Raw genomic sequence first — 18,670 nt, forward strand, 5'->3', positions numbered from 1 at the left:
GTAGGTCTTGCTATTCATAAAAAAATGCTCATCAATATGATGAGCATTTTTTTACGATGATTTTTCTCGTTTTTTTCGAAATGGTAACCACCAATTCCAGTCTCCAAATAACTTCATTAAGCTTGGAACGAGCATAAGACGAATAATTGTTGCATCAAGAAATATTGCTAATGCCACGCCAAGCCCCATCTGCTTTACTGGTAAAATATCAGTAAATGCGAATGCACCCGTTACAACAATCATAATTAATGCAGCTGATGTAATGATTCTACTTGTTGAAACGAGCCCTTCTAACGTTGCTTGATCGTTATCTCCTGTTTCTTCATAGAGCTCGTGAATACGTGAAATAAGAAATACTTCATAATCCATACTAAGCCCAAATACGAGGCCAAAAATGAAGATTGGTAAGACAAACAGAACCGGACTCGCTTCTAAACCGAAATGACCACCTTCAAATAACCAAACAACAATTCCAATGGTTGCACTCAAACTAAGTATATTCATAATAATTGCCTTAATTGGAATGAGTATAGATCGGAATGCAAATAATAATATAACAAAGGTCGATCCAAATATAACAGACATACCAATTACAACTTTATCTTTAATTTCATCTTCTAATTCTTGTTGAAACGTCGTCATTCCGCCTAGATAATACGTAACATTCGTTTCTTTATAGTTCTTTTTAAAGTCACGCACCCACTGTTTTGCAGTCTCTGTACGTGGTTTTGTTTTCAAAAAAACTTCTATCGTCGTCTTATTCCCTTTTGTGTATGCTTCAAATACAGGAGTTAGTTTTGCTGCTTCTGGCGACTGCAATATTCCAGCAACTTGTTCTGCTTTCATTCCAGTTAACCCGTCGTATAAACTTCTTACTTCATGTACTTTTTTATCATCTTTTAACTTTTGAACGACTTCTTCTATCTTTTGTAGACTTTCTTTTTCTTTCATATCTTTTTTCGTCTCTACAACTAACGTAACATCAGCGTGTGTTTTGACAGTTTTATTAAATGCTTCTTCATACTTTTCATATGCAATCCTTGTATCACTCTTTTCAGGTAAAGCTTCAACACTAGGGAACTGCAAATTAGCTGTACGTAACGGTAATAAGCAAATAACAATAAATGTTGTAACAACAACAATCATTGCAATTGGATGTTTCATCACAAATTGTGCAAATTTACGCCATGCTTTTGCCGGCGTATGTGCTACTTGATTCTTTTTTAATATTTTTTTACCGATTAACGATAATAACGCTGGAAGAAGTGTGAGTGAGAATAAAATACTCATAATCACAACAATCATTCCGCTAATTGCGACAGATTGAATATAATCTATCTTAAAGAAAAACAAACCGGATAACCCAACAAATACGCATAATCCTGAAAATACAATTGCACGTCCTGCCGTCTGATATGTAATTGCTATCGCTTCTTTTACCGTTCGTTTAGCAACTTCCTCTCGAAAACGGTTCACAAATAATAGCGCAAAATCAATAGATAGTGCAAGTCCAATCATCGGTGCAACGTTTAACACGAAAATAGATAGTTCTTTATCCACACCGATGAAATACAATATACCCATCGTGCTAATAACACTAAGCGCTCCATTCAAAATCGGTAAAATTGATGCCAAAAGGCTACCAAACGAAAATAGTAATACAAGAAACGCAATTGGTAATCCAATCATTTCTGCTACTTTTAAATCATTTTGCGTTCTTTCATTAATCTCTTGATTAATTTTCGGAAATCCTGTAGGTGTTACTTTTAATGCTACATTACTTTCTTTCTCAATCTCATTAGCAAATTGTAATGTCTTTTCCATTCTTTCTTTATTTGTTTTCCCGGAAAATAAAATTGTCGCATAACCGATGTCATCTTGTAGCATTTCTTTATTTTGGATTGGGTGATGGAAAGATTCATAGTTCTCTTTCTCTTGAACATTCTTTACAATTTCATCTATTCGCTTTTTAAATTCCTCATGCGAAGCATCTTTATTTTTCTCAAAAACGAGCAGAAGCGTATCTTGAGACTTCTTAAAATCTTTATCTAAAATTTCTTTTGTTTTTTGATAGTCTCCTTCCGTTTGGAAACCGTCACCACCTAATACTCCCGGTAGCTTTGGAGCAAAAATCCCAAGTGCGATTGCAAGCAACAGTAACGCTACAATTACTGTATAACGAAATTGATACAAAAAAGCTCCTAACTTCCCCCACTTATCAACTTTATGAACATTTGTCTTCACACATTTTCACCTACTTTAAATAATTCAATTGTCACTTATACTGTATCATATCTTTATACAAACAAAAAACGCCTAGGAACACTATAATGATAGTTTTTCCAGGCGTTTTTTCTATCTCTCTTTATTAAGCCCCAATCTCTCAGTAAGTAAACGATGATAGTAAATAGCGATAACTAACAAAATACCACCTACGCAGTAACCAGCTAAAATATCAGTTGGGTAATGTACATTTAAAATGACTCTACTTAATCCAATCGATAGGATTACTATACCCATCAAAATCGTTATGACACATTTCCCAGCAATGCTTTTCAAATTAGCAGCAATGATATAAGCAAGAAATCCAAATGTCATAATCGATAGCATTGCATGTCCACTAGGAAAACTATATCCAAGTGCATCTAACGCTTCATTTAATGACGGACGTTCTCTCTTTACAATCTCTTTTATCCCTTTATTCACAAGATGTGTTATTAAAATTCCCATTGGATACACAATCATCGCAGCATAATAACGCTGCTTCCAAAAAACAAGCAAACTTATAACGAGCGTAGCAGCTATCCCAGTTGCTGACCCCAATTTTGTAAAGTACGAGAAAAATGTAAGGGAACTTTCCGTTTGTAGCCCTTTTACTAATCCGCGGACATATGTATCCATTACTGTAACGCCACCTGCATGTACGCGCCAAGCAACAATACTAAATACAGCAAATAATAAACCGATACATATTACCTCATACTGATGTAACTTCTTCTTCAAACGATTTCCTCCTACTATGAAAAAATGCGATTTCTACTTTAGAAACCGCATTTTCTTACTTATTTACCTTTTGTTTTTAGCTCTGTCCAGTAACGATCATAGTCTTTTAACTTATCGTCTACATCAACAAGCCATTCTGTACGATCTAACTCTTCTTTCGTTAAGAAAATCATGTGATTATCACGGTATTCTTTACTATGAAGAGGATGAGCTTTTTCATTTGGATTACTGTAACCAATTGACTCATAGTTTTTCACACTTACTTTTTCATCAAGTAAGTAGTTCATAAACTTCTCAGCAAGCTCTTTATGTTTTGCACCTTTTGGAATTGCTAACGTATCAGCCCAAATTGTGCCGCCTTCTTTTGGTACAACGTATTCTACATCTTTATTATCTTTTGCGATAAATGCTGCATCTCCAGACCAAACTGTTCCGATCCAAGCATCTTCTGTAATGAATTTTTGTTTAATGTTATCTGTATCAAATGCTAATAAGTTTGGAAGCAGCTTCTTTAAATCATCTGCTGCTGTCTTTAACTCTGCATCTTCTTTTGTACTGTTTGAGAACCCGTGCTTCTTAAGACCCACTCCTAATACTTCACGAGAATCGTTTAATAACGTTACATGTCCTTTATATTTCTCATTCCATAAGTCAGCCCAGCTTGTAGGTGCTTCTTTCACATACTTTTTATTGTATGCAATCCCTGTTACACCCCAAGTGTACACTAAAGAATATTTATTCTCTGGATCAAACGCAGGTGTTTTGAAATTAGAAACCATGTTTTCGATATTTGGGATATTCTTTTTATCTAACGGCGCTAATAAATCCATTTTTGCCATTGTTTTAACCATGTAATCAGATGGTTGAATTAAATCATACTTTGCGCCACCAGCTTGTAATTTCGCAAGCATTTCTTCGTTACTTGCGTACTTATCATAGTTAATTTTCACATTATACTTCTTTTCAAAATCTCTTAGCACTTGCTCATCAAAATTGTCAGCCCAGCTATAAATATTTAATTCTTCTTTCTTTTCACCACAACCAGCAAGCACACCAGCAACAAGGCTAAAGCTAATTGCTGCGCCAGCTATTCTTTTCATTAATTTCATCGGTTTATTACCCCCTCGTACTTTCTATATCGTTCGTATTATAAAGGAAGGTGTCCTCCAGAGTTTTCTTCACCATCTGCACCTTTGTTACGGAAGATTTCAGATAGAACCATTAATCCTACGATAGCAACAATTAAAATTGTAGAAAGAGCATTAATTTCTGGTGATACTCCGCGCTTAACCATACTGTAAATGTATAATGGCAATGTTGTTGATCCTGGTCCTGATACGAAGAAACTAATTACAAAATCATCAATTGATAATGTGAATGTTAATAATGCTGCTGAAATAACTCCCGGTGCAATTGCTGGGAACGTTACAAAACGAAACGTTTGCCAAGGCGTTGCTCCTAAATCATTTGCAGCTTCTTCTAAGTCACGTCCCATACTTGAAAGACGCGCAGCTAAAATAACAACAACAAACGAAATACTAAATGTAATATGTGCAATAATAATCGTTGTTTGTCCAAGTTCCATTCCTAGCTGACTGAAAAGAATTAGTAAAGATAATCCCATTAAAATATCAGGAATTAAAATTGGTAAATATACAAGGCCATTAATAGCCCCTTCGAAACGATATTTATAACGATGTAAAGCAATCGCAAAGAATACACCAAGTACCGTTGTCACAATCGTTGTTATAACTGCAATCGTAATACTATTTACAAATGCATCAATAACATCTTGTTTTTGAAATAAATCTGTATACCAATGGAATGTAAAACCTTCCCACTCCGCATTAATGCGAGAGTCGTTGAAAGAATAGACCATTAAAACCATCATTGGAAAATACAAGAATAACAAAATTAACCAAGAATAAGAAACTAAAAACTTCTTCATCTTTGCCTATTCCCCTCCGTTCTCATTATATTTATATACTTTCGTTGCACGATAATATAAGTAAATTAACAGAACAGAGAATAGAACAACGATAATCGATAACGCAGATCCAAACGGCCAGTCACGTGCACCTAAGAATTGGTTTTGAATAACGTTTCCGATTAATGCTACTTTCGATCCGCCCATCACGTCTGATACAACAAACATTCCGATAGAAGAAACGAATACTAAAATAGAACCAGTCGCAATTCCTGACATTGTCATCGGCACTGTTATATTCCAAAATGCCTTTATTGGTGTTGCTCCTAAATCATAAGCCGCTTCTAGCTTACGCTTATCCAGCTGCTCAATTGCTGCATACACTGGTAAAATCATAAATGGTAATAAAGAATAGACCATTCCGAGTATTACAGAAGGCGTATTATATAATAAATTTAACGGTTCACTAATAATGCCGAGTTTTAATAACAACGTATTCACAAGACCTTGTGAACGTAAAATAACAATCCATGCGTATGAACGAACAAGAAAGTTAATCCAAAACGGGATCGTTGCCAATAATAAAAGAATAGAACGATATTTGCGGTCAACAATTGTAATTGTATACGCAAATGGATAACCAATTAATAAACATATTACTGTAGTAATAACTGCAATCTTAACAGTTTCCCATAACGTTCCTAAGTACAATGGATCAAACACACGGGATATATTCTCCAGCGTAAATTGCATTTCTACTGTCCCGTAAGCTCCGCGCTGCATGAAGGCGAATCCTAATACGAATACGAGCGGGATTAGGAAGAAAATTAACAGCCACGCGACTGTAGGTAGTGCGAGTAATTTCCCTTTTTTCAATTTAAGGTCACCTCGTCCTCTTGCTCCCAGCCTACATATACATTATCTCCAATGCTCCACTGCGCTGCCTCTTCAGCAGTTTGATATGCCATTAGTAATTCTGATGTTTTCTCATCACGTACATAAAGCTTCTCCATATTTCCGACAAACTCGATATCTTCAATATGTCCAAGATGGTATTCTTTTAAAATTGGTTCTTCAACCGAACGTACTTTCACATTTTCAGGGCGAATTGCTACATAGCCTTCCCCATTTTTCACAATATTATTTTCACCGATGAATGTCGCAACGAACAATGTTTTCGGCTTATTATAAATTTCTTTCGGCGTTCCAATTTGTTCGATATGTCCTTTATTCATAACGACGATACGATCGCTCATGCTCATTGCTTCTTCTTGATCGTGCGTTACGTATATAAACGTAATTCCTAAATTACGTTGTAAGTTTTTCAATTCACGTTGCAAGTCTTTTCGTAACTTAAAGTCAAGCGCTCCAAGTGGCTCATCTAATAGTAATACACGCGGATTATTTACAATCGCTCTTGCAATTGCAACACGCTGCTGTTGTCCACCAGAAAGCTTAGCAGGTTTACGATTACGGAACTCAAGTAACTGCGTTAAACGCATTGCCTCTTCAGCACGCTCTTTCTGCTCTGCTGCTGATACTTTCTGCATTTTCATACCAAAACAAATATTCTTCTCTACTGTCATATGTGGGAATAGTGCGTAATGTTGGAACACTAGGTTCATATGACGCTTATATGGCGGCAAATCGTTAATTCTTTCATCATCTAATAAAAGATTCCCTTTAGTTGGAGTTTCAAATCCTGCGATCATACGAAGTAAAGTCGTTTTCCCGCAGCCACTCGGCCCTAAAATTGTTAAAAACTCTCCCTCTTTAATATCTAAAGAAAGAGGTGGGATAATCACTTGATTTCCAAAATGTTTTTCAACTGCTTCAACTTTAATAATCTTTTTCATTTTCCCGTCCTATCTACCTTAAATTTTAAATTTTTATATTCATGAATAAATATTTATGTTCTATAGACTATTTTTTGTTTCGATCCAAACAAAAATGGTTATTTAGCAAGCGTTCGTTTCTATTCTTTATGTAGTATGTTTGATTCATTTTCGCATGATACATAACGTCGAACAGAAAAACCCCTTCCATTGCGAAGGGGCTATTATCATACGGCTACGCCTACTGATAAACACCATCATCATTTTAACAACTTTCGTATGAATTTTAAAGCACTTTTTGTAGAAGAGTAACGAATTTTCATGTCGAATGCTGTAGATTGGGCTAAAATGCTTTTATAATGTGAAAAAGTCCGAAAACTTTCTTCCCCATGATAACCCCCTAATCCACTACTTCCAACACCCCCAAAAGGTAAATATGGCGTGGCAAGATGGTAGACAACATCATTAATACAGCCTCCACCATATGAAATATTACTCGTCACTTTCTTTTGTACTTCTTTATCTTCCGAAAATACATATAACGCTAACGGCTTCGGATGTTGCTGGATTGTGCCAATTACATCTTCTATATTGTCGTACTCTATGATTGGTAAAATCGGACCAAAAATTTCATCTTCCATAACAGCATCTTGCCATGTAACATCCGCTAGTACTGTCGGTTCAATATGTAATGTATCTTTCTCATAGTTTCCACCAATTACGACTTGACCATCTTGTAAAAATCCACATAATCGTTCAAAATGACGCTCACTTACAATACGCACATAATTTTCATTTTGCAAAGGTTCTTTACTATACTGCTCTGTGATTTCATGTCGCAGTGCCTCAACTAGCTGTTCTTTCACGGAAGAATGCACGTACATATAATCAGGCGCTACACATGTCTGCCCTGCATTTAAAAACTTACCCCAAACAATTCTTCTTGCTGTCATCTCTATCTTTGCATCTTTATGTACAATACAAGGACTTTTCCCGCCAAGTTCTAACGTAAGCGGCGTCAACTGTTTCGCTGCTGCTTCCATTACAACTTTTCCAACGCCAACACTACCAGTAAAGAAAATATAATCAATTGGTTCCCTCAGCAAAGATGTACTCTCTTCAACGCCACCTTCTACTACCGCTACAAGCTCTTCTGGGAATAATTCACCTAACATTCTCTTAAGCACTTTTGAAACGCTTGGCGTTAACTCTGACGGCTTTAAAACGATTGTATTTCCAGCTGCAAGTGCTCCTACAAGTGGTGCAATTGCTAATTGAAAAGGATAGTTCCACGGTGCAATAATAAGCGTCACACCATACGGCTCTGGCACTACTTTTCCTTTTGATCCAAAATGAGTGAGTGCTGTTCGAACTCGCTTCGGTTTACTCCACGATGACATATGTTTCAATTGAAAGGAAATTTCTTTTAATACATATCCAACTTCCGTTGTAAACGACTCGTGAACTGACTTATTTAAATCTAATTTCAATGCCTGAAATATTTCTTCTTCAAAACGCTGAATGCCTTCATAAAGCTTCTTCAAATTATTCTTTCTCATTTCGATGCTTCTCGTATGCCCTTTTAAAAAATATTCCTTTTGCCTACTTACAATAGAGGTAATACTCATTCACTCACCTTCTCCCACTATTTTTATCCAATTCTTTCATTATTTATATAGACTTCATATATAACAAATTTCTATTCTTAAAGTTACATTATATATGACTTTTTCAGCTATATAAAATTCATTGCTCACAAAAAAACTACCGAAAGAAAATCTCTCGGTAGTTTCACAGTATTAACGATATAAACGAACAGCACCTGCAGAATTATCATCAGCTTGTCCTACTACTTCAAACTTCAGACCAAGCTTCGGTAAAATACGTCCTGCATCTGGAATCTGTTGATTAATATACGTTTTCGAATCATCAAATTTCGGTACACCCGCTAAGCCATCATACGTATACGTTCCACGCGTTGGAGATACAACTTTCCAAGCTGGCGTTTTATCGAATGAGAATGCAGCATCAGCGATTTGGAATCGTGTACTACTTTCAATTGTCGGTTTACCATTTAAAGTCCCTACAATTGCTTCTGGATGAGAATCAACTACACCAAGGAAACCATGTCCTGGATGTAAACCAACCCAGTTATCTGCGTAAGCTGAGTCTGCATACCATACAACCATACCTGAGTTATATTCTGGACCGCGAGCAAATTTCAATGCGCTATCTGATCCAGTATGGTTTCTCCACTCTACGTAGTAATTATGTTTTTTCTTCTCTGTTCCGCTAGATACAACGAAACCATCTAATTTTAATTGTGGTGTACCTTCTGCATCATCAGAGAATACTACTTTACCATCCACTGTTAATGAAGCATTATCAAGTAGGAAACCATTTAATGCTAAACCACCATCCGTAATGTACTCAAACGTTAATTTTACTTTTTTACCTTTGAATTGACTTAAATCATATGATTTGTCAATCCATTTTCCATTTGTCGAATCTGCATTTCCATTATTTGCTTTCTCGCCAAGTCTTTCAATTAACGTTTTTTGACCATCTTCTGTTACAGCATGTACTTCAAGGAAATCATACTCTGCTTCGATTTCATATAACGATTTGAAATCAAATTTCGCATTCGTTGCATTCGTTAAATCGAACAGTGGTGTTTCTAACGTTGTATGAAGATTGTCACCTTTTGTACTGTAGTAATACTGTTTACCAAATGCTGGTGCAATTGTTTTTACATCTTTATCTGGTAAGTTAACACGAATCATACCTGGACGGTTAGATTTCGTAACACTTTGATCTAAATATGTTGCTAGACCGATACCTTTATTTAATTTCTCGTAATCTACTTCTACGATATTTGCCCAGTTACCACCGATTGTTTTTTGGAAAAACTCTTTATTTTGTGGTGAGAAACTCGTCGGTGTTGTTCCAGCGATTTTACCTGCCCAGCTGCCGCCACTCATAACAGACCAAGCTTGAATTGGCTCACCATGACCCGTATAGTCTGTATCATACTCATCTGGAAGACCTAAATCATGACCATATTCATGCGCGAATACACCAACTGCGCCATCTTCTGGTTCAATTGTGTAGTCGAATGCTGCCATCTTTCCGCCCCAATATGGAACTTTCGCTTGTGTACCTTCAATTGCGAATGGTTTTGGTCCAACTGTCCAGCGATGTGACCAAATTGCATCATCACCTAATTTACCACCGCCAGCTTCTTGTCCAACACCCGCATGAATAATCATTAAATGATCGATTAAACCGTCAGGTTGATTTTGATTTCCATCACCATTTACATCGTATTGATCGAACTGATCAAACTGTGATAAATCAAGACCGCTATCTACAGCTGCCTTTAATGCATCTTTTACTAGATCACGTGGTCCTTTTGGTCCTTTATTATCATGACCTGTAGCAGCATCTGCACCGTAATCAGCAGCTTTCCCAGGAACTGTTAACCATTTTGTAACTGTTCCATCCACTGTGTAACTACCACCGGATTGCTCTTCGTAATATTGTTTAAACGTTTCGATTTTGCTACCATCCTCTAATGCGAATGGCTCATTACCAAATAACATTTTTTCATAATGTTCTTTGTTAAAATCGTCAGTATACATATAACCAGGTTCTTTATCAATATTGTTATGTTTAAAGTCAGCGTACTCTACAAGTAAAACGAGTACTTTATCTTTACGAACTTCACCGTTATATTCTTTTCCCTTTGCTGGAGAAGTTGGTACTTTACCATTTAGACCACCCTTAACTGGGCCTGTCGCTGCAGGTGTCCCTGTTGCTGGCTGATTTAGTTTTTCTTTCGTGTCTGCTTTCGCATCTTTCACTTTCTTTAAAAAGTCAGATGCTTCTTTCGTAAGTTGATCCCCATTTGTTGCTTCTTTCCCAGGATTTTCACCCTTTTTGTTCTCTACATACTTTTCAACAGCTTTCTTTGTTTCTTTCTCTGAAGCTGAAGAATCAATTACCCCACGTTTTTTCAGTGCATCTGCTAAACGTTCTTCTGGAATTAAATGATCATCGACTGGGCTCGTAGCTGTTTTATTCACAGGTGTTTCAGCATATGCAGATTGAGTGCCAGCTCCGAATGAAAGGCCTAATACAGCTGTTAAAGCGATTGATGACAAAACTTTGAACGGTTTCTTGTTCATCCCATATTTCCTCCCCTAATAAATAATATGTATTACAAATTGAATTTTATTAAAAATTCAATATTTTTTCAATATTTAGTCATATTATGTAATGTTTTTAATATATTTGTAAAAATTTCATAGTTAGCATACGAATATATCACAATTCAACAATGTTTTCTGAAAATATTGAAAGTTTTTATCGAACAATTTATAATTTCCATAGAGGGAGTTTAATGGGGATTTTATCTTTGTTTCATCTACAAAATATTTGATAATTCACTATATAAAACACAAAATCCGATTGCATTATCATGTATTCTGTAGCAGCAATTATGACCGATAATTAGGGAGGAATTACATTTGTACAAAGATAAGACAGACGCACTGGATCAAGAATGGATTGATTTAATACTTGAAGCTCTAGATGCTGGTATCGCCATGCAAGACATTGAGCAATTTTTCCAACGTATGAAGCCATCCAGTCAGGCTCAATAGGTTTGTTCTTTTTAACGAAGTTTATGTTATAATAATGACATCATAAGACAACTACATATTGATAGAAAGGTGCGCAAATATGATTGGAGAACGTATAAAACGCCTTCGTTTACAAAAAGGGATTTCATTAACTGAACTTGCCGAAAAAGCTGGCGTTGCTAAATCTTACATTAGTTCTATAGAACGAAATTTACAAAAAAACCCTTCCATTCAGTTTCTTGAAAAAATCGCAGCAGTTCTACAAATTCCAGTTGATACTTTACTTCATGATGAAACAACAAAGGAAACTAACCTAGACTCCGAATGGACACAACTCGTTAAAGATGCAATGAACTCTGGTGTCTCCAAAGAACAATTTCGTGAATTTCTTGAATTTACAAAGTGGAAGCAAAATCAAAAATAATAATAGAAAGAAGTGCTTACAACCAGCACTTCTTTTTCTTTATAAAAAAAAGCGGGAATACCCGCTTTTTTATTATTTTTCTTCCCCAGCTTCTTGGTTAGCATTGAATGTCCATTCTAAATTCAATGTATCACCTTGGAAGATATTTTGGTCTTTTCCATCATCTACAAATTCAAATTGCACCCATAGATAATCCTCTGTACCAGCTGCTAATCCACCCTTTTCTCCCCACTCAGGAGCAAAGATGTCTTTAGCTAAAAGATCTGGATCCACATTTTGTAAGTCTGCTAAAGTTGTTTCGTATACAGGCTCACTTTGTTTATCCCAGTTCCAAAGGAATTTTACTTTAACGTGCTTACCAAAGTCTTCACCAGCATTATCACCTTTTGCATCTTTAACAGTATACTTTGTTGCTAATTTAACGTCTTTAATAGTTAACGAACCGCTGTTTTGTAATAAGAACTCTTTCTTAACAGAATCCCCTGGTTTTAAATCTTTAATATCTACAAGCGTCTTAGGGTTTAATGTAAGGTCTAACGTCCCAGCTGCAAATGTATTGTTTGATACTTCTTTATCGCTAAAGAATGCAAATGTTCCTCCACCAATTAAAGCTAACCCCAATGCTGCTGATGCAACTCCCATACCTAATTTCTTTTTCAGACTCACAATCAATTCCCCCTAGCTTTTTTTTATATTTTTATCACTTATTTTTCAATAAGAGATGTAAAGAAAACTATATTAGCTTAGCTAATATGTGTTCTTTTTTAAAAACCTTATGTTCATTATAACGAACAAACCTATATAAACACAACACATATTTATTAATATTTTCAGTTATTTTTATTTCTCAATATTATTTAGACTTTTCAGAAAAACGAATGATAATTTATATCTTTTTTCACACTCAAATCATTTAATACTATAAGAAAAAGCAAAACAAAGAGGTGAGGGCTAACTTTCCCTCACACTCGTATAAATATTACTAGTCTTGCTTATTCGTTCACACTCTCTTACAACACATTCTTGTTTTCTGGCTGTTTCACTAAAGCAGTTACTCCGCTTTCTTCTGCTCTTCTAGCTTTTTCTGTTCTTCCGCTTTCTTTTGCTCTTCTACTTTTTTCTGTTCTTCTACTTTCTTCTGTTCTTCGGCTTTCTTTTGTTCTTCGGCTTTCTTCTGTTCTTCTACTTTCTTTTGTTCTTCTACTTTCTTCTGTTCTTCTGCTTTCTTCTGTTCTTCTGCTTTCTTCTGTTCTTCTACTTTCTTCTGTTCTTCTACTTTCTTCTGTTCTTCTACTTTCTTTTGTCCTTCTACTTTCTTTTGTCCTTCCGCTTCAATTGCAACGTTTAATTGTTGCTGAAGAGCCTGAATTTGCTCATCAATAGCTTTCAAGCTAATTTCTTTCTCAATATAGTCACGTTTCTCTTTGATACTGCGAAAGCCTTCATTTACATATACGGACACTTGCTGCATCGACTCATCTTTATTTACCTTTAATTCTTCTTGTATTTGATTGTAAGGAGCTTCTATTTCAGTATATACATTTTGCAGAGCTTCCTTCTCAGCAACAATTTTCTCACGCCCTTGTTGCCATACAGAAATCGCCTGTTTTATTTCTTCAATAGAAGTTGCTTTCGATTTTCCCTTCATCGTTCCATACTCACGCTCAATAAACTGTTTATGTTTCTCAGATTGCTCTTTTAACGTATTAACTGTTTTCGGAAATATAATTGCTGTAGAAAACGTCGCTTCTACTTTCGTTTCATGAATGAACGCCGCTTCTGTATGCGTCATAATTTGAGATCCTAAATAAAACGTAATAGAACACATACACGGCAATATAAGCATCTTTTTAAAATTACGCGGTCTTTTCAGCATCTTAATCTCTCCCATCGAACATTACGTTCTTTATACAGAACATTATCTATATTATAGTAAAGAACTATTAAAATTGATAGACAAATACTAGAAAAATAGAAAAAGGGCTATCCATGTGATAGCCCTTTTTGTTATTATCTTTCTTCACCTGCTGTTTGTTGTGCATCAAACGTCCAATTTAATTGTAACTTATCGCCTTGGAATTGATTTTGATCTTTTCCATTATCAACGAACTCAAATTTCACTTTGAATTTATCAGATTTACCTGCTGAAATACCTTTTTCATCCCAGAACCAAGCCGATAAATCATTATCTACAGCTGTAAGTGTGTCACCTTTTAATTTATCTAAAGTAGTTTGTTTCACAATTGTCTCATGCTTATCTACATTTTTTAAGAATGTTACTTTAATATGTTTACCAAAATCATCTTTATTATCTTTCTTTACATCTTCTACATTATAATCTGTTTTCAGTAAAACCTTTTTAATATCTAAAGAGCCTTTATTTTCTAGTTTAAATTCTTTTTCAATTGTATCCCCAGGTTTTAAATTCGATACGTTAACAACTGTTGATGGATTTAATGCTAAATCCAGTGTCCCAGCCGCAAATGTATTGTTTGACACTTCTTTATCACTGAAAAATGCAAATGTTCCTCCACCAACTAACGCTGCTCCTAGTACTGCTGATGTAATACCCATTCCTAATTTTTTCTTTAAAGTCATGTCCATATCCCCTTAATATATATATATTTGTTAACTTCCTAAACGGAAAGTATAACCAAACGAACTAGACGGATTGTTCTACTTTTTTATCTTTCTTTTCTCCGTCAATGCTACGAATAGCCCCAAAAATAGAAATCGCGGAATATCCAAGTAAAAAGACTCCTGGAATAATAAGAAGTAATGCTGCTCCCGCTTTTGAATTCGCATAATTCAGTAAATAACCAACGTACGGAACTGTAATATCTGCATACTTTCCAACTACATTTTCTGCAAGTACTGGCTCTAAATCTGGTCCGTTGTTGTTATCCCCTTTTGTTTCATACATTACTTTTCCATTTGTATCTTTCACACCGATAATACGGTGAGTGATAATTTTTTGATCTTTCTCTTTAAAGGTAATAACATCACCTTTTTGATATTTAGAACCATCTTTGTTTGGTTCTATTGCAATGATTGATCCCGTTAAAAACGTCGGCTCCATTGATCCTGAAAGAACGCTCTTAAATTGATATCCCATCACTGTCGGATCACCACCGCTTGCTTTTGAAGAAATAACTACAAAAGCTAAAAAAACCATCAATGCAAATAAAACAAATGAGATCGCGTTGCTAATTATCTTCCATATTAATTTCATCGTCTCTCTCCCTCTCCGTTGTTTTATATTATTTGAAGTATGCAATGTTCATTTACTCTCGTTCTTTAACAAGAACACAAGTAAATGATATAACGAACTTTAAGTTATTGCAATAAGAAAATTTACAATTATTAGTTAAATATCTTTTTAGCATATAAAAAAGACTGTGACAAAATCTCTCCACAGCCTTTTTACTACTACGTTATTTTTCTTCTGATTTCATTCCTTTTGTATTTCGGCGCAACACTACATATAAAATTGCTCCAAATAATACAATCGCACCTATCCCAACACTTATTACTTTCACATTTGAGTCTTTTACTTCAGGCATAGTTGTATCTTTTTTAGGCATCGCAAAAGTGACATCTTCTGTTGAAAGAACATTTACCGTCGCAATTGTTTGATTATTTTTCGTAATATCAACTGCACCAACTACCTCACCACGATGTATTCCTTTATGATATAAAGATTCTTTATCTAATGAAGCCGCCCGGAAAATAGTTTTCACATTTTTCCCTTCATCTTTCTTAAGCATAAGCTCCGCACTTTGTTCCAACTCAGAATTAACATCTTTATTTAAATATGTTGTTTTTTGATGCCAATTATGTTTATCAAGCACCATTTGCTTCGTAAATTGACCGAAAGAATATTCCGCCATCTGCTTCAAATCTTCATAAATTTCAGGTCTTTGAGAAGCCATTACTACGCTTATAATACGGTTTCCATCTTTCTCATTTAATAAAACAAGTGTATTACGTGCTTCATTCGTAAACCCTGTCTTACCGCCAATGCTATATGGATTTTCAAAAAAATTAGATTTATTAAAAATAGACACCGTCTGCCTAGACGTCGTAACTGTCGTTCTTTTCGTATTCATCGCTTGTAAAATTTCAGGATACTTTTGCACACCCTTCGTAATCATAGCCATATCATACGGCGTCGTATAATGGTTCGGATCATGCAGTCCATTCGGTGTTACAAAGTGGCTATCTTTCGCCCCTAATTGCTTCGCTTTCTCATTCATCATATTAGCGAAATTCTCAACACTCCCGCCAATCCGCTCCGCAATCGCATACGACACATCATTCGCACTCAGCACCATTAAAATCATAAGCGCAGTATTTCTATTAATTGTCTCTCCAGGTTGAAACTCAATTTGATAATTACTCTTCTCTTGATCTAATGCTAATTGTGAAAATGTAAATTGATCCTCTGGCTTTGTATGCTCCATGAGTAAAATCGCTGTTAACACCTTCGTCGTACTAGCAGGATATGCTCGGTGATATGCGTTTTTATCATACAAAACATCTCCTGTTTTCGCATCAATTGTCGTTGCAAACTGACTAAAAACATTCGGTCCTTCCGCAGGTGGTGGTGCAACTTGTTCTGGATTTACTCCAATATTCGTCTCAGCACGCAATGTTATGGGCGTCAAAAAAAACGAACAAATAACTGTAATAAAAACCAAAATTTTCTTAAAATTTACCATATGACTCTCCCTTTTCCATTTACTCCTTAACAAAATAATAAATCTACCAATCATATGTAATTTGTATTATATTGGAAGAAATTTCACTATTTTTTACTATATCATACTTTTAAGATAAAGAACATAAATATACAATAAAAATAAGAAGGAATTACTCTTTCTTATCCTTCTCATCAATCAACGAATCTATTAACTTTTGACTAGCTTCCTCGGGCGTAATCTCATCTGTTATTCCCATAAACGACCAACCTTTAGAATCAACCCACTCAACAAACTCTTGTAAAAATTCATCATGTGTAACATCCACATCAAGAATCGATCCATTAATCGAAATCGTTCTATTTTTAGACACGCGCATCTTGAACGTTTTTCTTACCATTACAACTTTTCTCCCTCTACTTCTGAATATTTATAAAGTGAAACTTTCATCAACCCTCACGAATCGGACTTTTACGGGCATTCCGACCCGAACCTAACTTCTTTACTTTTGCTGAATTTCGAGGTAAGGGATCTTACTGCCCGCAAATAGCGAGATAAAATAATCATGTATCTCTGTTATACATGATTTTCAGTAAATTGTAAAAAGGATATATTGGCCAATTTAAATAGCAAAAATAAAAATCTCTTACCTACGTAAACGTAATACGACATACAATCGCTCATAAATTATTAAATAAATCCATAAAAATATACACTTTAAAACATAATTGAGTAAGCCATTCTAGTCTTTTGGAAGATATTATCTAAAATAGTATACTAAACGGATAAAGGATATTTGAATAAAGAAACTGAGGCCCTCTATTTAGCTGGATTCTTAAGTTGTAGACTTAAAGACTGATGCCTGAATTCATATTTAATTTCTATTTCTGTACATCATATCGTAAGAAAGAAGGTAGTACTGTGAAAACAACAGAAAATTTTACTGACAGGGCCGATATATATGCAAAATATCGCCCTAGTTATCCTAATGAATATATTGATTACTTGCTTTCAGCTAACCAACTGAAAGGGAATCGGATTGTGGCTGATATTGGTTCAGGTACGGGGATATTTAGCCACCAGCTGCTTAAAAGTGGTTTACATGTTATTGGAGTTGAGCCAAATGATGATATGAGAAAGATGGCTGAGCAATCATTAAAACTATATTCTCGTTTTCAATCCATAAAAGCAACTGCTGAAAATACCACTTTAAAAGAAAATAGTGTAGATTTAGTAACTGTTGCCCAAGCATTTCATTGGTTTGATAAAGAGGCTTTCAAAATCGAATGCCAACGAATTTTAAAACAAAAAGCAAATGTTGCACTTGTTTGGAATAGTAGAGATTTAACTAGTCCACTTATTAAAGAGAATGCAGAAATTTGCCAGAAAACCTGTCCAAACTTTAAAGGCTTTAGCGGTGGAATAGATGAAACTCCAGAAGTATTTAACAACTTTTTTAAAGATGGAAAGTATGATTTTAAAGAATATCAAAATGATTTACTTTTTGATTATGAAGGGTTTTTGGGAAGGAATTTATCAGCATCTTATGCTCCGAAAGAAAATGACGAACAGTATAAAAACTTTATTTTTCTCCTATCAGAGCTATTCGAAAAATACAGTAAAGATGGAAAAATTATTCTCCCGAATTTAACACGAAGCTATCTAGGCAATGTATAAACAGCCTGATACAAAGAGACATTGAACGGAATTAAAACAAGCCTAGCCCCTCCCTGAATGTAGAACGAGGTTAGGCTTGTTTTGCATTTTACCACATCAAATTCAAATGACTTTCGTACAATAAAGTAGAATATATTAGAAAACACCTTAAACTGAGGAGGAACTCAATGGCGCGTTGTACGTATTGTAAAACGAAATGGAAAGTAAAAGATGTATGGTCGCTTCTCATAACATTTGAAAAAGATTGTCCGTATTGTTTTGGGAGGCAATATCTATCAAAGAAAACAGTGAACGCTATGCCAGAACTTATAAGCTTACCTTTACACTTCTTGTTCCCTTTTCTTGTTGATTTGAGTGATGAAGGTCCTTTCAATTGGTATCGGAAATAATATAACCTCTACATCCAAAGACTACTTTCTACTAAATTCGCTTCTCATCATTATCCCTTCATACATTACTCT

18 protein-coding genes are annotated in these 18,670 nt (G+C 35.1%); 4 read left to right on the forward strand and 14 right to left on the reverse strand.

Features of this window, described 5'->3' with window-relative positions; genetic code table 11:
- Positions 1-51: 51 nt before the first annotated feature.
- The 8 genes from IBT51_RS15540 to inhA1 all read right to left on the reverse strand — a co-directional run bounded on the left by IBT51_RS15540 (position 52) and on the right by inhA1 (position 10,952).
- Entirely contained in the window at positions 52-2,244 is a 2,193-nt protein-coding gene (locus tag IBT51_RS15540) for an MMPL family transporter (protein WP_053564949.1), read from the reverse strand.
- Between the two features lie 111 nt (positions 2,245-2,355).
- Positions 2,356-3,003 carry a phosphatase PAP2 family protein gene (locus tag IBT51_RS15545; protein ID WP_140155591.1) on the reverse strand — a complete coding sequence of 216 codons (648 nt, stop codon included), beginning with the start codon at positions 3,001-3,003 and terminating at the stop codon, positions 2,356-2,358.
- Positions 3,004-3,062: 59 nt separating this feature from the next.
- Positions 3,063-4,112, reverse strand: coding sequence for a spermidine/putrescine ABC transporter substrate-binding protein PotD (gene potD / locus IBT51_RS15550; RefSeq protein ID WP_000772490.1), 1,050 nt, complete (start codon positions 4,110-4,112; stop codon positions 3,063-3,065).
- Positions 4,113-4,150: 38 nt separating this feature from the next.
- Entirely contained in the window at positions 4,151-4,951 is an 801-nt protein-coding gene (gene potC / locus IBT51_RS15555; RefSeq protein WP_000714190.1) for a spermidine/putrescine ABC transporter permease PotC, read from the reverse strand.
- A 6-nt stretch (positions 4,952-4,957) separates the two neighbouring features.
- Positions 4,958-5,806 (reverse strand): spermidine/putrescine ABC transporter permease PotB, encoded by an 849-nt coding sequence (gene potB / locus IBT51_RS15560; protein WP_000715500.1) that lies wholly within the window; start codon positions 5,804-5,806, stop codon positions 4,958-4,960.
- The gene (gene potA, locus IBT51_RS15565) at positions 5,803-6,786 is read right to left on the reverse strand and encodes a spermidine/putrescine ABC transporter ATP-binding protein PotA (protein ID WP_000720333.1); all 984 of its coding nucleotides are present in this window, start codon (positions 6,784-6,786) and stop codon (positions 5,803-5,805) included. Before potA ends, potB begins: the two co-directional genes overlap by 4 nt.
- A gap of 239 nt (positions 6,787-7,025) precedes the next feature.
- Complete coding sequence (locus IBT51_RS15570; RefSeq protein WP_200458402.1) at positions 7,026-8,393, reverse strand: aldehyde dehydrogenase; 1,368 nt, start codon at positions 8,391-8,393, stop codon at positions 7,026-7,028.
- Between the two features lie 171 nt (positions 8,394-8,564).
- Positions 8,565-10,952, reverse strand: coding sequence for a M6 family metalloprotease immune inhibitor InhA1 (inhA1, locus tag IBT51_RS15575; RefSeq protein WP_061660516.1), 2,388 nt, complete (start codon positions 10,950-10,952; stop codon positions 8,565-8,567).
- A 342-nt stretch (positions 10,953-11,294) separates the two neighbouring features.
- On the opposite strand from inhA1, the gene IBT51_RS15580 reads away from it, so the two are divergent.
- Positions 11,295-11,429, forward strand: coding sequence for an anti-repressor SinI family protein (locus tag IBT51_RS15580; RefSeq protein ID WP_000276219.1), 135 nt, complete (start codon positions 11,295-11,297; stop codon positions 11,427-11,429).
- Between the two features lie 79 nt (positions 11,430-11,508).
- Entirely contained in the window at positions 11,509-11,832 is a 324-nt protein-coding gene (locus tag IBT51_RS15585; RefSeq protein WP_000578885.1) for a helix-turn-helix domain-containing protein, read from the forward strand.
- A 72-nt stretch (positions 11,833-11,904) separates the two neighbouring features.
- Here the strand turns inward: IBT51_RS15585 and calY are convergent, their stop codons facing one another.
- From calY to IBT51_RS15615, 6 genes are all read right to left on the reverse strand, one after another.
- The gene (gene calY, locus IBT51_RS15590; protein ID WP_000053715.1) at positions 11,905-12,498 is read right to left on the reverse strand and encodes a biofilm matrix protein CalY; all 594 of its coding nucleotides are present in this window, start codon (positions 12,496-12,498) and stop codon (positions 11,905-11,907) included.
- 385 nt (positions 12,499-12,883) lie between these two features.
- Positions 12,884-13,708, reverse strand: coding sequence for a DUF4047 domain-containing protein (locus IBT51_RS15595; protein WP_200458403.1), 825 nt, complete (start codon positions 13,706-13,708; stop codon positions 12,884-12,886).
- A gap of 134 nt (positions 13,709-13,842) precedes the next feature.
- Positions 13,843-14,430 carry a CalY family protein gene (locus IBT51_RS15600; protein ID WP_000172852.1) on the reverse strand — a complete coding sequence of 196 codons (588 nt, stop codon included), beginning with the start codon at positions 14,428-14,430 and terminating at the stop codon, positions 13,843-13,845.
- A 64-nt stretch (positions 14,431-14,494) separates the two neighbouring features.
- Entirely contained in the window at positions 14,495-15,064 is a 570-nt protein-coding gene (gene sipW / locus IBT51_RS15605; RefSeq protein WP_000767792.1) for a signal peptidase I SipW, read from the reverse strand.
- 202 nt (positions 15,065-15,266) lie between these two features.
- Complete coding sequence (locus tag IBT51_RS15610) at positions 15,267-16,553, reverse strand: D-alanyl-D-alanine carboxypeptidase family protein (protein WP_200458404.1); 1,287 nt, start codon at positions 16,551-16,553, stop codon at positions 15,267-15,269.
- A 151-nt stretch (positions 16,554-16,704) separates the two neighbouring features.
- Positions 16,705-16,932 (reverse strand): hypothetical protein, encoded by a 228-nt coding sequence (locus IBT51_RS15615; RefSeq protein ID WP_000251856.1) that lies wholly within the window; start codon positions 16,930-16,932, stop codon positions 16,705-16,707.
- Positions 16,933-17,453: 521 nt separating this feature from the next.
- Between IBT51_RS15615 and IBT51_RS15620 the strand changes: the two genes are divergently transcribed.
- Complete coding sequence (locus IBT51_RS15620) at positions 17,454-18,209, forward strand: class I SAM-dependent methyltransferase (RefSeq protein ID WP_197235891.1); 756 nt, start codon at positions 17,454-17,456, stop codon at positions 18,207-18,209.
- A 167-nt stretch (positions 18,210-18,376) separates the two neighbouring features.
- On the forward strand, positions 18,377-18,598 hold the full coding sequence (locus IBT51_RS15625) for a hypothetical protein (protein WP_200458405.1): 222 nt from the start codon (positions 18,377-18,379) through the stop codon (positions 18,596-18,598).
- Positions 18,599-18,670 lie beyond the last annotated feature (72 nt).

The organism is Bacillus sp. S71 (assembly GCF_016625265.1).
Taxonomy (GTDB): Bacteria; Bacillota; Bacilli; order Bacillales; family Bacillaceae_G; genus Bacillus_A; species Bacillus_A cereus.